10 protein-coding genes are annotated in these 15,365 nt (G+C 38.2%); 5 read left to right on the plus strand and 5 right to left on the minus strand.

Going from position 1 to position 15,365, the window contains the following annotated elements; all coding sequences use genetic code 11:
- Nucleotides 1-511: 511 nt before the first annotated feature.
- Complete coding sequence (locus M1F26_RS03220) at nt 512-2,461, plus strand: bifunctional 2',3'-cyclic-nucleotide 2'-phosphodiesterase/3'-nucleotidase (RefSeq protein ID WP_004905590.1); 1,950 nt, start codon at nt 512-514, stop codon at nt 2,459-2,461.
- Between the two features lie 166 nt (nt 2,462-2,627).
- On the opposite strand, the gene M1F26_RS03225 is transcribed toward M1F26_RS03220, so the two are convergent.
- From M1F26_RS03225 to M1F26_RS03235, 3 genes are all read right to left on the minus strand, one after another.
- Nucleotides 2,628-2,927, minus strand: coding sequence for a type 1 fimbrial protein (locus tag M1F26_RS03225; protein ID WP_094961944.1), 300 nt, complete (start codon nt 2,925-2,927; stop codon nt 2,628-2,630).
- Between the two features lie 426 nt (nt 2,928-3,353).
- Nucleotides 3,354-3,953, minus strand: coding sequence for a nitroreductase family protein (locus tag M1F26_RS03230; RefSeq protein WP_004905586.1), 600 nt, complete (start codon nt 3,951-3,953; stop codon nt 3,354-3,356).
- A gap of 353 nt (nt 3,954-4,306) precedes the next feature.
- Complete coding sequence (locus M1F26_RS03235; RefSeq protein ID WP_136134858.1) at nt 4,307-5,167, minus strand: MetQ/NlpA family ABC transporter substrate-binding protein; 861 nt, start codon at nt 5,165-5,167, stop codon at nt 4,307-4,309.
- Between the two features lie 240 nt (nt 5,168-5,407).
- Between M1F26_RS03235 and M1F26_RS03240 the strand changes: the two genes are divergently transcribed.
- Together M1F26_RS03240 and M1F26_RS03245 are read left to right on the plus strand one after the other, a co-directional pair.
- The gene (locus tag M1F26_RS03240) at nt 5,408-6,442 is read left to right on the plus strand and encodes an isopenicillin N synthase family dioxygenase (protein ID WP_140172087.1); all 1,035 of its coding nucleotides are present in this window, start codon (nt 5,408-5,410) and stop codon (nt 6,440-6,442) included.
- Nucleotides 6,443-6,490: 48 nt separating this feature from the next.
- Nucleotides 6,491-7,774, plus strand: a complete 1,284-nt coding sequence (locus M1F26_RS03245) for a cystathionine gamma-synthase family protein (RefSeq protein ID WP_200129221.1) — start codon at nt 6,491-6,493, stop codon at nt 7,772-7,774.
- Nucleotides 7,775-7,821: 47 nt separating this feature from the next.
- Here M1F26_RS03245 and M1F26_RS03250 read toward each other — a convergent pair whose 3' ends face one another.
- Both M1F26_RS03250 and sbcD read right to left on the minus strand, forming a co-directional pair.
- Nucleotides 7,822-11,505, minus strand: coding sequence for an AAA family ATPase (locus M1F26_RS03250; RefSeq protein ID WP_140172089.1), 3,684 nt, complete (start codon nt 11,503-11,505; stop codon nt 7,822-7,824).
- A 1-nt stretch (nt 11,506) separates the two neighbouring features.
- On the minus strand, nt 11,507-12,721 hold the full coding sequence (sbcD, locus tag M1F26_RS03255) for an exonuclease subunit SbcD (protein ID WP_140172090.1): 1,215 nt from the start codon (nt 12,719-12,721) through the stop codon (nt 11,507-11,509).
- Between the two features lie 250 nt (nt 12,722-12,971).
- Here sbcD and phoB point away from each other — a divergent pair, with 250 nt between their 5' ends.
- Complete coding sequence (phoB, locus tag M1F26_RS03260; RefSeq protein WP_036958559.1) at nt 12,972-13,661, plus strand: phosphate regulon transcriptional regulator PhoB; 690 nt, start codon at nt 12,972-12,974, stop codon at nt 13,659-13,661.
- 23 nt (nt 13,662-13,684) lie between these two features.
- A complete protein-coding gene (gene phoR, locus M1F26_RS03265; RefSeq protein ID WP_004905567.1) occupies nt 13,685-14,995 on the plus strand; it encodes a phosphate regulon sensor histidine kinase PhoR in 1,311 nt (436 codons plus the stop codon).
- The last annotated feature ends 370 nt before the right edge of the window (nt 14,996-15,365 follow it).

The following is a 15,365-nucleotide window of genomic DNA, read 5'->3' on the forward strand; positions in this document are numbered from 1 at the left end:
GTTAGAAAATAATATTGATATTTTAATGCTTAAATAATCATCTTTTTTTTACTTAAATTAAATTTTAATTAATTGAAGATGATTTAATAAATATATTTATTAAATCAAATTTGATAAGTAAGATTGATTATTTTATTTATGTAACGAATTGTGGTTTTTTAATCAAAATAAGTTTACTTTGTATTAAGTGATATAAATCACAATTCTTTTTTTACTTCAAAAAATATTCACAATACCTCGACAAGATAACTTCAATTATTTTGGGTGAATTTGTCATCATTAATTTATTTTTGTGAGCTATATAAAAATCAAGCCCAATAAAAAGATGAAAACCGTGATTTAGTCACAAAAAATGGTTAGTGTTTGCAGTGTATTATCATTAAAAATTGACGTCATGCACATAGTGTAAAATTTTAACGCTATTTTTGTTGTTTATTTGTTCAATTTTACAGGGTAGGTACTCAAATTTGAGAGGCAATTTTCTCTCAATAATGGCAACTAAGGGGATTACATGAATAAAGTATTAAAACTTTCAACACTTGCTATGTTAGTCGCATTTAATGCGAACGCAGCAACAGTTGATTTACGCGTAATGGAAACATCGGATGTTCACAGCAACCTCATTGATTTTGACTATTATAGAGACAAGCCGACAGAGCAATTTGGTTACGTTCGTACCGCGACATTAATTAAAGCCGCTAAACAAGAAGCGACAAACTCAGTATTAGTGGACAACGGAGATTTAATCCAAGGTAGCCCATTAGCAGACTATATAGTAGGTGAAGGTTTAAAAGACGGTGAATCTCACCCTGCACATAAACTTTTAAATACTATGGGTTACACCGTAGGTAACTTCGGTAACCATGAGTTTAACTTTGGATTAGAATTCTTACATAAAGCTATTGATGGCGCAAAATTCCCATACATTAACGCTAATATTATTGATGCGAAAACGGGTAAAAACTACTTTAATCCATACATTATTGTAGATACACCGGTTAAAGATAGAGACGGTAAAACGCACACTATCAAGATTGGTTACATTGGTTTTGTTCCCCCACAAATTCTTATTTGGGATAAACCAAATTTAGAAGGCAAAGTTTTAGTTAATGACATTACTGAAACTGCGAAAAAATTTGTACCACAAATGAAAAAAGAAGGTGCGGATTTAGTTGTTGCTATTCCTCACTCTGGTTTTTCTCAAGAGCCATATAAAGCAATGGCTGAAAACTCAGTTTATTACCTCAGTGAAGTCCCAGGTATCGACGCTATCATGTTTGGCCACTCACACGGCGTGTTCCCTAGCAAAGATTTCAGCGATATCAAAGGTGTTGATATTGCAAAGGGAACAGTTAATGGTGTACCTGCGGTTATGCCAGGACAGTGGGGTGATCATTTAGGTGTGGTTGATTTAGTGGTCAATAATGATGATGGCGCGTGGAAAGTGGTTGATGCAACAGCTCATGCACGCCCTGTCTATGATAAACCAAATAAGAAAGCCTTGGTTGAGCGTGATGGCGACCTAGCAAAAATTATTGAACAAGAACACCAAGATACTCGTAAGTTTGTCGGAAAACATATCGGTAAAGCATCCGAAAATATGTACAGCTACTTAGCATTGGTTCAAAGCGACCCAACTGTACAAATCGTGAATGATGCTCAAATCGATTACACCAAAAACTTTATTCAAGGTGACCCTGACCTCGCAGATTTACCAGTTCTTGCAGCCGCAGCGCCATTTAAAGCGGGTGGACGTAAAAATTCACCGACTGAATTTATAGAAGTCGAAAAAGGTGATTTAACTTTCCGTAATGCTGCTGACTTATATTTATATCCAAATACATTAGTTGTAGTTAAAGCCACAGGTGCGGATGTCGTCGAGTGGTTAGAATGTTCAGCCGGGATGTTCAATCAAATCAACCCACAATCAACAGCACCACAAAGCTTATTGAATTGGAATGGTTTCAGAACTTATAATTTCGATACAATTAGTGGTGTAAATTACCAAATCGACCTGACTCAGCCAGCGAAATACGATGTTGATTGCCAAACAGTCAACAAAGATGCTAACCGAATCAAAAACGTAACCTACCAAGGTAAACCGATTGATCCAAAAGCAACTTTCTTAGTGGCAACGAATAACTACCGTGGCTACGGCGGTAAATTTGCTGGAACAGGTGATAATAATGTTGCATTTGCATCACCGGATGAAAACCGTTCTATTTTAGCGGCTTATATTGCTAAAGAGTCTAAAGATAAAGGACAAATTGCGACTAAAGCGGCTAATAATTGGTCATTCACTCCAATTAAAACAGACAAAAAACTGGATATTCGCTTTGAAACTGCACCAAGTGAAAAAGCAGCAAAATTCATCAAAGAGAATGCGCAGTATCCGATGAAACAAGTCGGTACTGATGATATTGGTTTCGCTATTTATCAAATAGATTTAACCGAGAAGTAATCTGAACACATTGATATCATTCAAGCCTACCTACGGGTGGGCTTTTTAGTGGCTAAATAATGTGTTTAAGAGGTACTTTTTAGAGGGGAAAATAGTGCTCGGAATATTAAGACAATTTTTACATTAAATATTCCGAGCAGTTATGATTAAGGTAACCATTATGGAGCTACTCATAAAAGACATTTAACATAGGTAACTTAGTGTGTTTATCATACTCAACTTTCACATATTCAGATTCTACCTTTTGGCCATTTTTTAAAGAACCAGTTATTGAAACATCTTTACCTTTTCGGTAACACGTAATATTCACTCGCTCTTTATGTTCAACCTTAACTGAACATTGTGGCTCATAGATATAACCTGTAAATGTAATTGTACCTCCTGATGAATTATTACTTGCATAGGTGAAAGAACAACTTGAAATGATTATAGCAACAACAGATGTTAGTAAAGATAAACCTTTCATAGTCCACCCCCTTAATAACACTTACACGATGGAACGTGTTTTTGTGCTCTCACTTTTAGTGTAGTTCAAATATCTATAATGCAAAACTAAAAATGAAAATATACTTAGAGTTTAGTAGGGTGATTGGCTAATGAATTGATAAATATCAACTTATGTAGTTGTCAAATTTCGCATGTTCAATTAATAGTCAGACGGTAACACGAGTGTAATAATAGTATAATTGTAAATATTTCTTTTTATTTCGATAAACTATTTTGAATAAATATGTTTTATTGAGGGTGCGGATTAATTTAGAATAAGTTATAAGTTAAAACTATGATCATCATTGGTGATGATATTGAATTATTCACCTTGATTATATCAAATAAATAAAATCCTCTCGTAAATATATTACGAGAGGATTATTTAAATTCTTAGTATTCTAGTTTATTTGAAAACTTTGAAACGAACATCGTCGTCCATAAAGTCTTTATCACCAGCGGGTGCATTAATCGAACCAAATACCATTTGAGCGCGTAATATCCAGTTAGCTGGTACATTCCATGTTGTTTGAACGTCATTATCAATCAGTGGATTGTAATGTTGCAAAGATGCACCGATATTTTCTTGTGATAATGCTGTCCAGACTGCAAATTGTGCGATACCACTGGCTTGTTCAGACCAAATTGGGAAATTATCCGCATATAAAGGGAATTGTTCTTGTAAACCTTTTACGATGTTTTCGTCTTCAAAAAACAGAATAGAACCAGCCCCTGCAGCAAAGCTATCAATTTTTTGTTCTGTTGAAGCGAAGGCTTGCTCAGGAACAATTTTACGCAGTGCTTCTTTAGTCATATTCCACAATTTTTTGTGTTCAGCACCAAATAAAATTACCACACGAGATGTTTGTGAGTTAAATGATGATGGTGAATGTTTAACTGCTTCTTTAATTAGTTTCGTGACGTGTTCTTCTGATACTGGTAAAGCATCGCCGAGGTTATAAATAGTACGACGATTTTTAATCATTTCGATAAATGCGTTAGACATTTTAGTCTCCTAGCTTTTCATTAGCGCACGGCATGTTATTGAATAAATCTTAGAAGCCGTAGTGTGTTTCAATGGTTATTACTATAACTTGGCGAATGAAAAATCATAGAAAAAAAATTTAACGATAAGGTTCAAATTTTTGCACTAAGTTAAGTTTTGCTTTTAATTTGTTTAAAATCAATATATTAAATGTGTTTCTGGTGTGATTTTATGATGAGAGATGACATTAATAGGCACAAATGAATAATATACATATAAAATAATTGAGCATAGAAAAAGAGAGAATAGATGGGGCATTAAAGAGCCTAGCAAGAGGCGTAATCCTGCTAGGCAAGAATGATAACTAGTTTTACTTAATTGAGTTCACTAACATTTTTGGTTATTTCGATTTTAGTTCCACCAAAATTATCAATGATGTACTTTCTTACCGCTTCAGTGTGGTACAGTTCTGCTAATTTGGCAAATTTAGGGTTATCCTTGTTATCTGTTTTAACAACTAATAAATTGATATTATTAATAATAGTCTCATCATTCTCTTCCCTAAATAACGAGTCAGTTAAAACGTTTAACCCGCCTTCTTGTGCAGCGGTATTACCTATGACTGCAATATCAACATCAGGCAATGCTCTTGGGCCATGAGCATATTTTATTTGCCTAAAAACTAAGTCCTTAGGGTTCGAGACAATATCATTAGTAGACCCTGTGGCTTGGTTAAAATTAGGTTTTAATGCAATTAACCCCGACTTTTCAAGTAATTTAAGTGCACGTATATGGTTGGCGGCATCATTGGGAATGGCAACGATAGATTGCTTAGGTAAATCAGCTAATTTTTTATGTTTTACCGAATATATGCCCATTGGCTCAAAGTAGGTGGTTGAGATCGCCGTTAATTGGTTATTATGATTTTTATTAAAATCTTTTAAAAACCCCCAAGATTGAAATGCATTAACATCAACATCTCCGTCAATGGTAGCGACGTTGAGTGTTATTCCATCGTCAATAATTTTGACATCAATATCGAGGTTGGCTTGTTTAGCTTCCGGTGATTGGGCAATAAATTTCCATATATCCGCATCACTACCGTGGCTGCCAATAATAATTTTTTGTGAAGTTACTTTTTGTGGTGCTGTAATTTCATTGGTGTCTTCTTCTTGGGAGCAAGCCACTAAGGCTGATAACGACAAGGACAATAACACTGCAGGTAGTTTTTTCATTTGATGATCTCTAATTGGTTTTGTTCTCGGTATCTAACCAAATAAAAATAACGCTTTATAAATAATATTTTTTTCGTATTTCTTATTTTCAGTTATATAAGATGTGAACTGTTACAAAAAGTTATATCGATATAGTTTTAAATTATTTTTAGTAATATCAGATGTGGTATTTAATCGAGTGATAAATATATCTTGAATTTTATTCATTATTTAAATAAATATTTTAGAAGGTCGATTAATATGTCTATAACACAATTACCCATTATTGATTTACAAGAACTCGAAAACCCTGAAACACGAGAGAATTTCTACAAAAAATTACGGGTTATTGCTAGAGAAATTGGTTTTTTTTATCTTGTTGGGCACAATATTCCTGTTGGTACACGTGAGCAACTATTAGCCACAACTAAACAATTTTTTGCCTTACCTCAAAGCGAAAAAGAAAGCATTTCGATGGAGCACTCAAAGCATTTTCGTGGGTATACAGCATCCACGGAAGAGAGCACTCGTAGCCAGCCAGATTACCGTGAACAGATTGATATTGGTGAAGAGTTACCTGCATTGCAAGTTAATCAAGATGACCCTATCTGGTTTAATTTACACGGGCCAAACCAATGGCCGCAATCTTTACCTGAACTTAAATCTCAGGCACTTGCGTGGCAAAGTGAAATGCGAACCATTGCAGTAAAATTAATTAAAGCGTTTTTAGTTGCACTAGAATTACCTGAAAATAGTTTTGATAAAATTATTGCCGAGCCGGCACAACATTTATTAAAACTTATTCATTACCCGGTAAGAGAAAATAATAATGAAGGAGAGCAAGGCGTTGGCGCACATAAAGATGCGGGGATCTTAACCTTATTATGGCAGGACAATAGTGGAGGCCTACAAGTTGAAACAGATGTAGGCTGGATAGATGTTGAACCTTTGGAAAATGCATTTGTGGTAAATATTGGAGAAGTATTTGAATTAGCCACTAATGGCTATTTACGTGCGAATGTTCATCAAGTTGTTAGGCGTAAAAATAGTCATTCTCGTTATTCTATTGCTTATTTTATTACGCCAAATATTTTTGCAGAAGAAGTCCCATTATTAAATTTACCCCATTATTTAGCGCAACAAGCGTTAGGGCCTGATAGCGATCCATTGAATCCATTATTTACCAACCTCGGAAAAAATGTCATTAAAGGGCGCTTGCGCTCCCATTTAACGGTCACACGTCGCTTTTATCCTAAGGAATATGAGCAAATAATAAGTAATAATAATATTATCTGAGCAGTCGAGTCGTTAGAGATATGATGATAAACCGTATTGGAGCTAAAAATGTCAGAACAGAGCTATAAAAAGGACTTACAAGGTAAAGAATTATCTCCAGAAACCTTAATGATGAGTTATGGCTATGACCCTAAGCTTTCAGAAGGGTCAATTAAGCCACCTGTTTTTCTGACATCCACATTTGTATTTAAAACCGCTCAGGAAGGGAAAGATTTTTTTAACTTAGTTAGTGGGCGCACACAAACGAGCGAAAACCATAAACAAGGATTGGTGTATTCACGTTTTAACCACCCAAATAGTGAGATTGTCGAAGACAGACTCGCCCTGTATGAGGGGGCAGAAAGCGCAGCGCTATTTTCTTCTGGTATGTCGGCAATTACAACGTGCTTAATGGCAGTATTGCAACCGGGTGATGTACTACTCCACTCTCAGCCACTCTATGGTGGAACTGAAACCCTATTTTTAAACACGTTCACTCGTTTCGGAATAACTTCGATTCCATTTCAAAATGGGTACGAGCAGAAATCCATCTTAGAAGTTGCTAATCGAGTCGGGAAAGAGCAAAAAATTGCGGCGATCTATATTGAAACACCATCTAACCCATTGAATACACTTGTTGATATTGAATTAATTAGCCATGTGGCTAAGCAGATAGCTGCGAAGCAAAATGGGCAAACTCCGTTAGTCATTTGCGACAATACGTTGCTAGGGCCTGTATTTCAAAAGCCGTTGTCATTAGGCGCAGATTTAAGTGTGTACTCACTAACTAAATATGTGGGAGGGCATTCAGACCTAGTTGCGGGGGCTGTGGTTGGAAGTCAGGAGTTAGTCAAGAAAGTGAAGGCGCAACGTAATGCCATCGGTACACAGCTTGACCCCCATTCTAGCTGGATGTTAGGGCGGTCATTAGAAACATTACAGTTACGTATGGAAAGGGCAAATGAGAGTGCAAAAATATTGGCTGAATATCTCCATCAGCACCCTAAAGTCAGTAAAGTGCATTTTCCTGCTTTTTTTCCGAAAGCGAGTGTAGAGCATCAAGTTTATCAAAAACAATGTACAGGAGCGGGTTCAACTTTCTCTATCAATGTAGGGAATAATGAGGCGGATGCATTTCGTTTTCTAGACAACTTAGCAATCTTTAAATTAGCGGTTAGTTTAGGGGGAACTGAGTCGCTCGCCAGCCATCCGGCGTCCACAACCCATTCAGGTGTTGCTCAAAAGGTCCGGGAACATATTGGTATTAGTGATAATTTAGTGCGCTTATCAATTGGTATTGAAAATGTGAATGACCTTAAATATGCATTGGAACTAGCATTAGAGGCGATTTAATCATCAGGGTGGGGAAATTTTCCACCCTGAATGGTCACTAAATTGAGTTAGGTGATGCGATATTGTGCGGGAAGTTCGCTAAAGCCAAGCCCATTGCCTTTTTTCACTGCAATTTGGACGGGAATACGTTCTTTCATTGCTTCCACATGGCTAATTACGCCAATAGTTTTGCCAGATGCATTTAAACTTTCTAATGCATCAAGGGCAATATCTAACGTTTCTGCATCTAAAGTCCCAAAACCTTCGTCTAAAAAGAGCGATTCCAATTGTGTACGGTGACTCACCATATCGGATAGCGCTAGGGCCAATGCTAAACTCACTAAAAAGCTTTCCCCGCCAGAAAGCGTTTTAATGTCTCTAATGCTATCTGCTTGCCAGCCATCAATAACTTGTAACTCAAGGTTTGCTTGGTGGCTACGCTGTAATAAATAACGGCCATGAAGTTTTTCAAGTTGTTGATTGGCTAAAGAAACTAAACAATCCAAAGTTAGGCCTTGTGCATAACGTCGGAATTTATCCCCTTCAGCGGAGCCGATAAGTAAACTGAGATAGCTCCAATCGTCATAACTTAATTGGCTTTTCTCTATTTCTTGCAGTAAATCTTGTTGCTGATGGCGCAGTTGCTTATCTGCACTGAGTTGGTTAATTATCTGGCCTTGCTTTTGGTTTATTTGCTTAATTTCTTCATCAAGTTGAGTGACTACTGTTTGTAATTGCGTTTCAGTAAGCGCCGAAAAATCAGCAATGCGTTGTTGATTCAGTGCTTCAATCGCCTGTAGCCCCTCTTTATAACGTGTTTCACACTGAATACGAGCTTGGTTTATGCGCTGTCTTAGCTCTTCTAATTGTTGCTTTTCTTCGTGGCTTATTAACGCATCAAGAAAGGCTTGTTGATGGCTAAATGGGCTATCTGTAAGTGATTGAGAGAACAGGGTATTGACTTGTTTTTGTGCCAGTTTTGTTTTTTCACTGGCGTCAATGAGCTCTTGATAGCTTCCATTCATTGAGGCGATGGCTTTATCAATCTCATTGAGTTGTTTACTTAATTGTTCCTGAGTTTGGAAAAGCATGGTTTGTTTATCATTCAATTTCTGAATGAATTGGCTGATAGCTAAACCAGAAAGCAGTGTTTTCCGTTGCGCTATTTTTTGCTCTAAACCTAACTCAATTTGTTTAAGTCGATTTTCTTCTTGTTCAATTTGTTGAGTGAGAATACGGAGTTGTGCTGACTCAACTTTTAATGTGGCATTATTGACTTCAATTTGTTGGCTAAGTGTTTGCGCCGCCATTTTTTGGTTATTAAAGCGCTCACTTCGCTGAGTAACTTCGCGAAACCATTCATCAAACTTATCTTTATCTGGCGCGCTTAAGTTAAATGGATCTAGGGTGGATTGCCATTGCTCTATTTGTATCTGTTTACGCTGTTGGAGCTGATTATGTTCTTTTTGGAGCTCATCAAGTTGTTGCGTTTGGTTTTTTAAACGCTCTTCGACTAATAACAGCTCTGATTGCAGCTGTGTAAAGCTAGCTTGTTGTTCATGTAAATGATGTTTGGCTTGCTGATATTCACGTTCTAGAGCCGCCATATCCGCCACTATTCTCTGTTGCGTAGCTAATTGATCCGTTAATTGATTAACTAAGAGGGTGACGGCTTGCTCATTTTGGGCTAACTCAGGAGTGAGTGCTTGCTCACATGTCTTTTGCCACTGTTGGTTAAAAGCATCGAATTGTTCATTGGTTTGCTGTTGTTGCTGTAAGTTTTCGTTCTGACGTTGTTTTTGTGTGTGAAGTTGTGATTCTAACAGAGCTTGTTGCTGTTTTAATTGGTCGAGTTTATCTGTTAGTTCAATGAGTTGTTGCTGCGTTTCACTGAGATGGATTGATTGATAATCGTTAACTGCAGGGTGCTCTGTTGCACCACATAATGGGCAGGGGTTACCTGCTATGAGTTGCTGGCGCTCATGCTCTAGGCTGACAATTTTTTGTTCTAATTGTAATTTATCATTGGTTAGTTTGACGCGTGGGGCTAACTCATTAATACGTGTCAGGGCAATGCTCAACTCTTTTTGCGTTGCAGTGATACTTTGTGCTAATTCAGCATCTTTTTGAATTTCTTTCTGTTTTTGTGTTTGAGTATTAAGGCATTGAGATAATATTAGGGGTAATAACTTGGCATGCTGTAATCGAGCTTGTAGCTGTTCAATGTGTTGATTGATGGTGTTAACATTATGTTTTTCTTGATTTTGTTTGTAGGTTTCTTCTTGTTTTTTGAATGCGACGGTGCTGCGCTCTAACTCGAGACGTTTTTGGGCTAATTTTTCAGTTTGCAGCTGTTGTTGCCGTTGTAACTGTGCGACGCCATTTGAAAGTATTTGTTGTTTATTGTGTAAACTTGCCAGTTTGTCGGCTAATTCGAAAATAAAATGACCTTGTTGTTGCCAACTACCTATTTGGGAACTCAGTTCAGCGTCTTTTGGGTGCGCTTCTAGGAATAGGTTGTGTTTCTTTAACTCAATGTGAGCATTTTGGATCTGACTCTGTGTCTCATTAACTAAGTGTTGTTTTTGCTGAAGAGTTGTGTGTTGTTGTTCAATTTGCTGCGTAATTTCAGACTGTTGCTGTTTCAATTGTGCAATTTGGTTATCCAGAGGCCTGACAGTTTCATCAATCAATTGATGTTGTTGTTTGGCAAAATCAAGGTGTTGTTGATACTCGGATTGTGATTTCAACAACTTCTCTTGCAGTGGGTCTCGTTCAGCTTGCTGAGTTTGCAAGCTAAGTTGCAAACGTTGTTGTTTATTCGTGTATTCAGTGAGTTGTAGTTGCAGGCGTTCAACTTCCTGCCACAACGGACGAAGGGATTCTGCCGGAGCGCTGTCCGCTAACCGTTTCAACTGAGGCTGAGCGGCTTGGAACTCAAGCTCGTTTTTTTTAAGCTCATCATCAAGTGATTGCATGCGCTGGGTGAGTTGGTGATATTGTTGCCACCAATTAACCCCTTGTTGGTGGCGAGCCCGCTGTTGCTTGGTTTGAGTCTCTTGTTCAAGTAAATGGTTTTGTTGTGCCAATAACTCTTGATGTTCTGCTTCAGTGAGTAAATTAATGCTTTGCGCTTTCGCTTTTAGCAAATCTAAGTCAATTTTAGCTTGCTTGTGTTGATTAAAAACATAAATTGAAATTTGGCTATAAATTTCTGTGCCTGTAATTTCTTCAAGTAAATCAGCGCGCTCTTTCTCTGAAGCATTTAAAAAAGCAGCGAAATCACCTTGAGAGAGTAAAATTGATTTGGTAAAACGCTCATAATCAAGCCCAGTTATTTGTGCTACTAATTCCTTTATCTCTGTAATTTTTACGGTCAATATTTTCCCGTCAGTAACCGTTGCAAGTTCCGCCTTAGGCTGTTGTAAATTGCCGTCAGGTTTTCCTCCTGCTCGTCTTTGGCTCCAAAAGGCACGATAAGCTTTGCCTTTGACCTCAAACTCCACCTCCGCAAGGCATTCCCCAGTGTGGCGAGTCATCAGTTCATTTTGTGCGTTAGAAATGGTTTTTAAACGCGGTGTTCGGTGATAAAGCGCGAGGCAAATTGCATCCAATAAAGTGGTTTTCCCTGCACCTGTGGCACCTGTAATGGCAAATAGCCCATTGCTAGCAAATGGCTCTTCAGTGAAATCAATTTTCCATTCACCTCTAAGGGAGTTAATATTTTTTAAACGTAAACTTAAAATCTTCATATTAACTTTCCTTGCTCATTTGTAATGCGTCATAAGATTGTTGAAATAACTGCACTAGGCGCTGTTCACGCTCAGGATCTTCTAATGACTCTTGGGCAAGGCGACGTAAAAAAACGTCTTCTACGGTGAGTTCACTCAATGTTTCATTGGCCAAGGTTTGGTTTTGTCCCTGTATTTGCTTGCGTGCACGGCGTAGTATCACGATTTCGACAGGGAGCTCTTGTGTCAACGCTTCAATACGTTGTTGGATATCAGCGAGGTAATCTTGTGAAGCGACTTCAATATCAAGCCAAATCGGTTTATCACCTTGGTAATCTTTCCATATCTCTAATTGCTGTTCTATTTGGCTTAAGGATCCTTTAATGCTTTGTAATGGCTGAATAATGGGGATTTCCAAGGGGGTAATTTGAGTTAATTCACTTCCAGTGAATTCAATAAGGCAGACACTTTTTTGTTGCGCTGTTTCGTCAAAACTTAATGCAATAGGTGAACCGCAGTAGCGAATATTTTCTTGTCCTCCAATCACTTGGGGGCGATGAATATGGCCAAGGGCAATATAGTCAGCAGGGGGAAAGGCCCCAGAAGGAAACGCATCTAACGTACCAATATAAATGTCTCTCACAGAGTCAGTTAAGGCTGCGCCGACAACGGTTAAATGGCCAGTTGCAATAATTGGGATATCCAACCCTAAAGCGGCTCGTTGTTCTAGTGCGAGTTGGTAGCTGGCTTGGTAATGATCATGAATAGCGCTTTGTAGTGAGCGTTGTTTCTCTTCAATATCTTGCCCTGCGATACTCAGTTGAATATCCCGAGGACGTAAAAAAGGAATGGCACAAACTAAGCCGATAGGTTGCGCTTGTTTATTCACTAATGTAATAACATGCGGCTCACTTCCAGATGTAATGACTTGTGTATTCAAGTAACGAAGTAGAGCACTTGACTCATTGAGTACAGAAACAGAGTCGTGATTACCGCTTAAAATAACCAGTTGGCAACCTGTTTTTTGTAAGTCGACAATAAATTTGTTGTACAGCTCACGTGCATAGCTCGGTGGTGAACCTGTATCAAATATATCACCTGCAACGATGACGGCATCAACATGGTGTAGTTCTACTTGCTCAACTAGCCAATTTAAGAAATGTTGGTGCTCAGGCGCACGGCTTTTGGTAAAAAAATACTGACCAAGGTGCCAGTCTGAGGTATGAATAATGCGCATGAGTTATCAATTCCTATCATCAATAATGAGCATGAACGTTCGATAATGAGAGTATACCTGATCCATATAATGGGTGAGGGGTGTTTGTGACTTTATTACCATGTTGCGGAAATATTTCACTTAAATGACATTTAACCGTTAAAATAAAGATTAATATGCGTTTTACCCATGGATATTCATAATTCTGTCATAAAAGTGACGCATAATGCTTTCACATTTTAAATGTCTTCTTAATTTTACAGGAACAATCATGGCAAGACGCATTCTAGTTGTTGAAGATGAAGCGCCCATCCGAGAAATGGTTTGTTTTGTATTAGAACAGAATGGTTTTCAGCCTATTGAAGCTGATGATTATGACAGTGCGATTGCACAACTCGTTGACCCGCTACCCGACCTCGTCCTACTGGATTGGATGATCCCAGGGGGCTCTGGTATTCAAGTAATTAAGCATATGAAGCGTGATAGCGCAACGCGTGACGTTCCTGTCATGATGTTAACTGCACGAGGAGAAGAAGAAGACCGCGTAAAAGGTTTGGAAGTTGGCGCGGATGACTATCTTATCAAGCCATTTTCACCGAAGGAATTAATTGCTCGGGTAAAGGCAATTTTACGTCGTATTTCACCAATGGCGACGGAAGATATTATTGAAATGAATGGGTTAACATTAGACCCTACCTCTCATCGTGTGACCAGCAATGACATCCCTATTGATATGGGGCCAACTGAATATAAATTACTACATTTTTTCATGACTCACCCTGAACGCGTATATAGTAGAGAACAGCTACTAAATTATGTCTGGGGAGCCAATGTGTATGTTGAGGATAGAACCGTTGACGTGCATATTCGGCGGTTAAGAAAGGCACTAGAGACGGAAGGTCATGATAAAATGGTACAAACTGTACGTGGTACAGGTTATCGTTTTTCTATCCGTTATTAAAACCCACAAAGGGAGAGGCATGCGTGCTTGAACGTTTATCGATTAAGCAGCTAATTTGGGGGCTGTTTTTATTTATCTTACCCGCCCTTATTTTATCGGTTTTTATTGGCCACCTAGCGTGGCTATTAGTGATATCGCTACTTGCTGCACTGATATGGCATGGGTATAACCTGCTCAAGCTTTCTTACTGGTTATGGCTAGATAAAAGTATGTTGCCCCCTGAAGGGCGAGGTGGGTGGGAACCCATTTTTTATGGTATCTACCAGATGCAGCAACGTAATCGAAAACGCCGCCGTGAATTAGGCCAGTTAATTAAACGGTTTCGTAGTGGTGCAGAATCACTACCTGATGCAGTGGTAATGATGACAACCGAAGGGAATATCTTCTGGTGTAATCGCCATGCGCAGGCTTTACTCGGCTTTCGTTGGCCTGAAGATAATGGTCAACATATTTTTAATTTATTACGTTATCCTGATTTTAGCCGTTACTTCACCATCAAACGTTATGACCAAGCGCTGACTATCGAGCTCAATAGTGGTGAAATCGTTGAGTTTCGTATCTTGCCATATACCGAAGGGCAGTTATTGATGGTTGCGCGAGATGTGACAGAAAAACGTCGTTTGGAAAAGGCGCGTAGGGACTTTTTTGCGAATGTGAGCCATGAATTACGGACTCCCCTCACTGTCATTCAAGGTTACCTAGAGGTTATGGATGACCAAGAAAACGTGACTGCGGTCAATAAAAAAGCACTGCATGTTATGCAAGAGCAAACGCACCGCATGGATAACTTAGTTAAGCAGCTTTTGCAGCTATCACGCATCGAAATTGCCCCTCAAATTAACCTTGATGAGCAAGTGAATATCCCTGTCATTCTCAAAATGATTGAGCAAGAAGCGCTTAGTTTAAGCCAAGGGCGTCATCAATTTGAATTTCATGTTGATGAAAAATTGCGTGTTCATGGTAATGAAGAGCAATTACGTAGTGCAGTGGCGAACTTAGTCTATAACGCGATCAGCCATACGCCTGAAGGCACCAAAATTTGGGTTGATTGGCAGAGAAGCGGGCAAGGGGCGCGTTTTAGTGTGAGAGATAACGGGCAAGGGATACCCGCAGAGCATATCCCTCGTTTAACCGAACGTTTTTATCGAGTAGATAAAGCACGTTCCCGCCAAGGCGGTGGAGGTACAGGCCTTGGGTTAGCTATTGTTAAACATGCATTACAACATCATAGTAGTCAGTTGGTGGTGACGAGCCAGTTAGGTAAAGGGAGTGAGTTTTCATTTACGTTACCAACAGTACTAATTGTTGATGATAAAAAACTTAAAAATGGGTAAATAATTCCACTTTATTAATATGATCAAAATATTAATAAAGTGGATTATTTCTATTCACCAGTCCATATAGGTATTCAATTCAATATTCATATATTTAATGCTGATAATTGTCGCCACGTTAATTATATATTCTGTTAAATAATCAATTATAATCACTAGAAAAAGATGAGCTGTTCATTTTTCGAACAAAGCATATAACGAGTATTGGGATTTTACTGAAAGTAATCACTAGTTCTGAAAATTAGTTTAGTTATTTATTCTTGTTTTTAGGTTTGCTATTGCCTTTTTGCCCTATAAAAGTTCTACTTGTTGTCAGTTATTGGCGAATTTTTCTGTTTTTTGACTTTTCATTTCGTGTGATACAAGCAAA

It is taken from the genome of Providencia sp. PROV048 (assembly GCF_033688165.1).
GTDB lineage: Bacteria > Pseudomonadota > Gammaproteobacteria > Enterobacterales > Enterobacteriaceae > Providencia > Providencia hangzhouensis.

Excerpts from the sequence above, each read along its gene's own strand:
- M1F26_RS03220 (WP_004905590.1), top strand. The coding sequence starts at position 512 with ATGAATAAAGTATTAAAACTTTCAACACTTGCTATGTTAGTCGCATTT.
- M1F26_RS03225 (WP_094961944.1), bottom strand. The coding sequence starts at position 2,927 with ATGAAAGGTTTATCTTTACTAACATCTGTTGTTGCTATAATCATTTCA.
- M1F26_RS03230 (WP_004905586.1), bottom strand. The coding sequence starts at position 3,953 with ATGTCTAACGCATTTATCGAAATGATTAAAAATCGTCGTACTATTTAT.
- M1F26_RS03235 (WP_136134858.1), bottom strand. The coding sequence starts at position 5,167 with ATGAAAAAACTACCTGCAGTGTTATTGTCCTTGTCGTTATCAGCCTTA.
- M1F26_RS03240 (WP_140172087.1), top strand. The coding sequence starts at position 5,408 with ATGTCTATAACACAATTACCCATTATTGATTTACAAGAACTCGAAAAC.
- M1F26_RS03245 (WP_200129221.1), top strand. The coding sequence starts at position 6,491 with ATGTCAGAACAGAGCTATAAAAAGGACTTACAAGGTAAAGAATTATCT.
- M1F26_RS03250 (WP_140172089.1), bottom strand. The coding sequence starts at position 11,505 with ATGAAGATTTTAAGTTTACGTTTAAAAAATATTAACTCCCTTAGAGGT.
- sbcD (WP_140172090.1), bottom strand. The coding sequence starts at position 12,721 with ATGCGCATTATTCATACCTCAGACTGGCACCTTGGTCAGTATTTTTTT.
- phoB (WP_036958559.1), top strand. The coding sequence starts at position 12,972 with ATGGCAAGACGCATTCTAGTTGTTGAAGATGAAGCGCCCATCCGAGAA.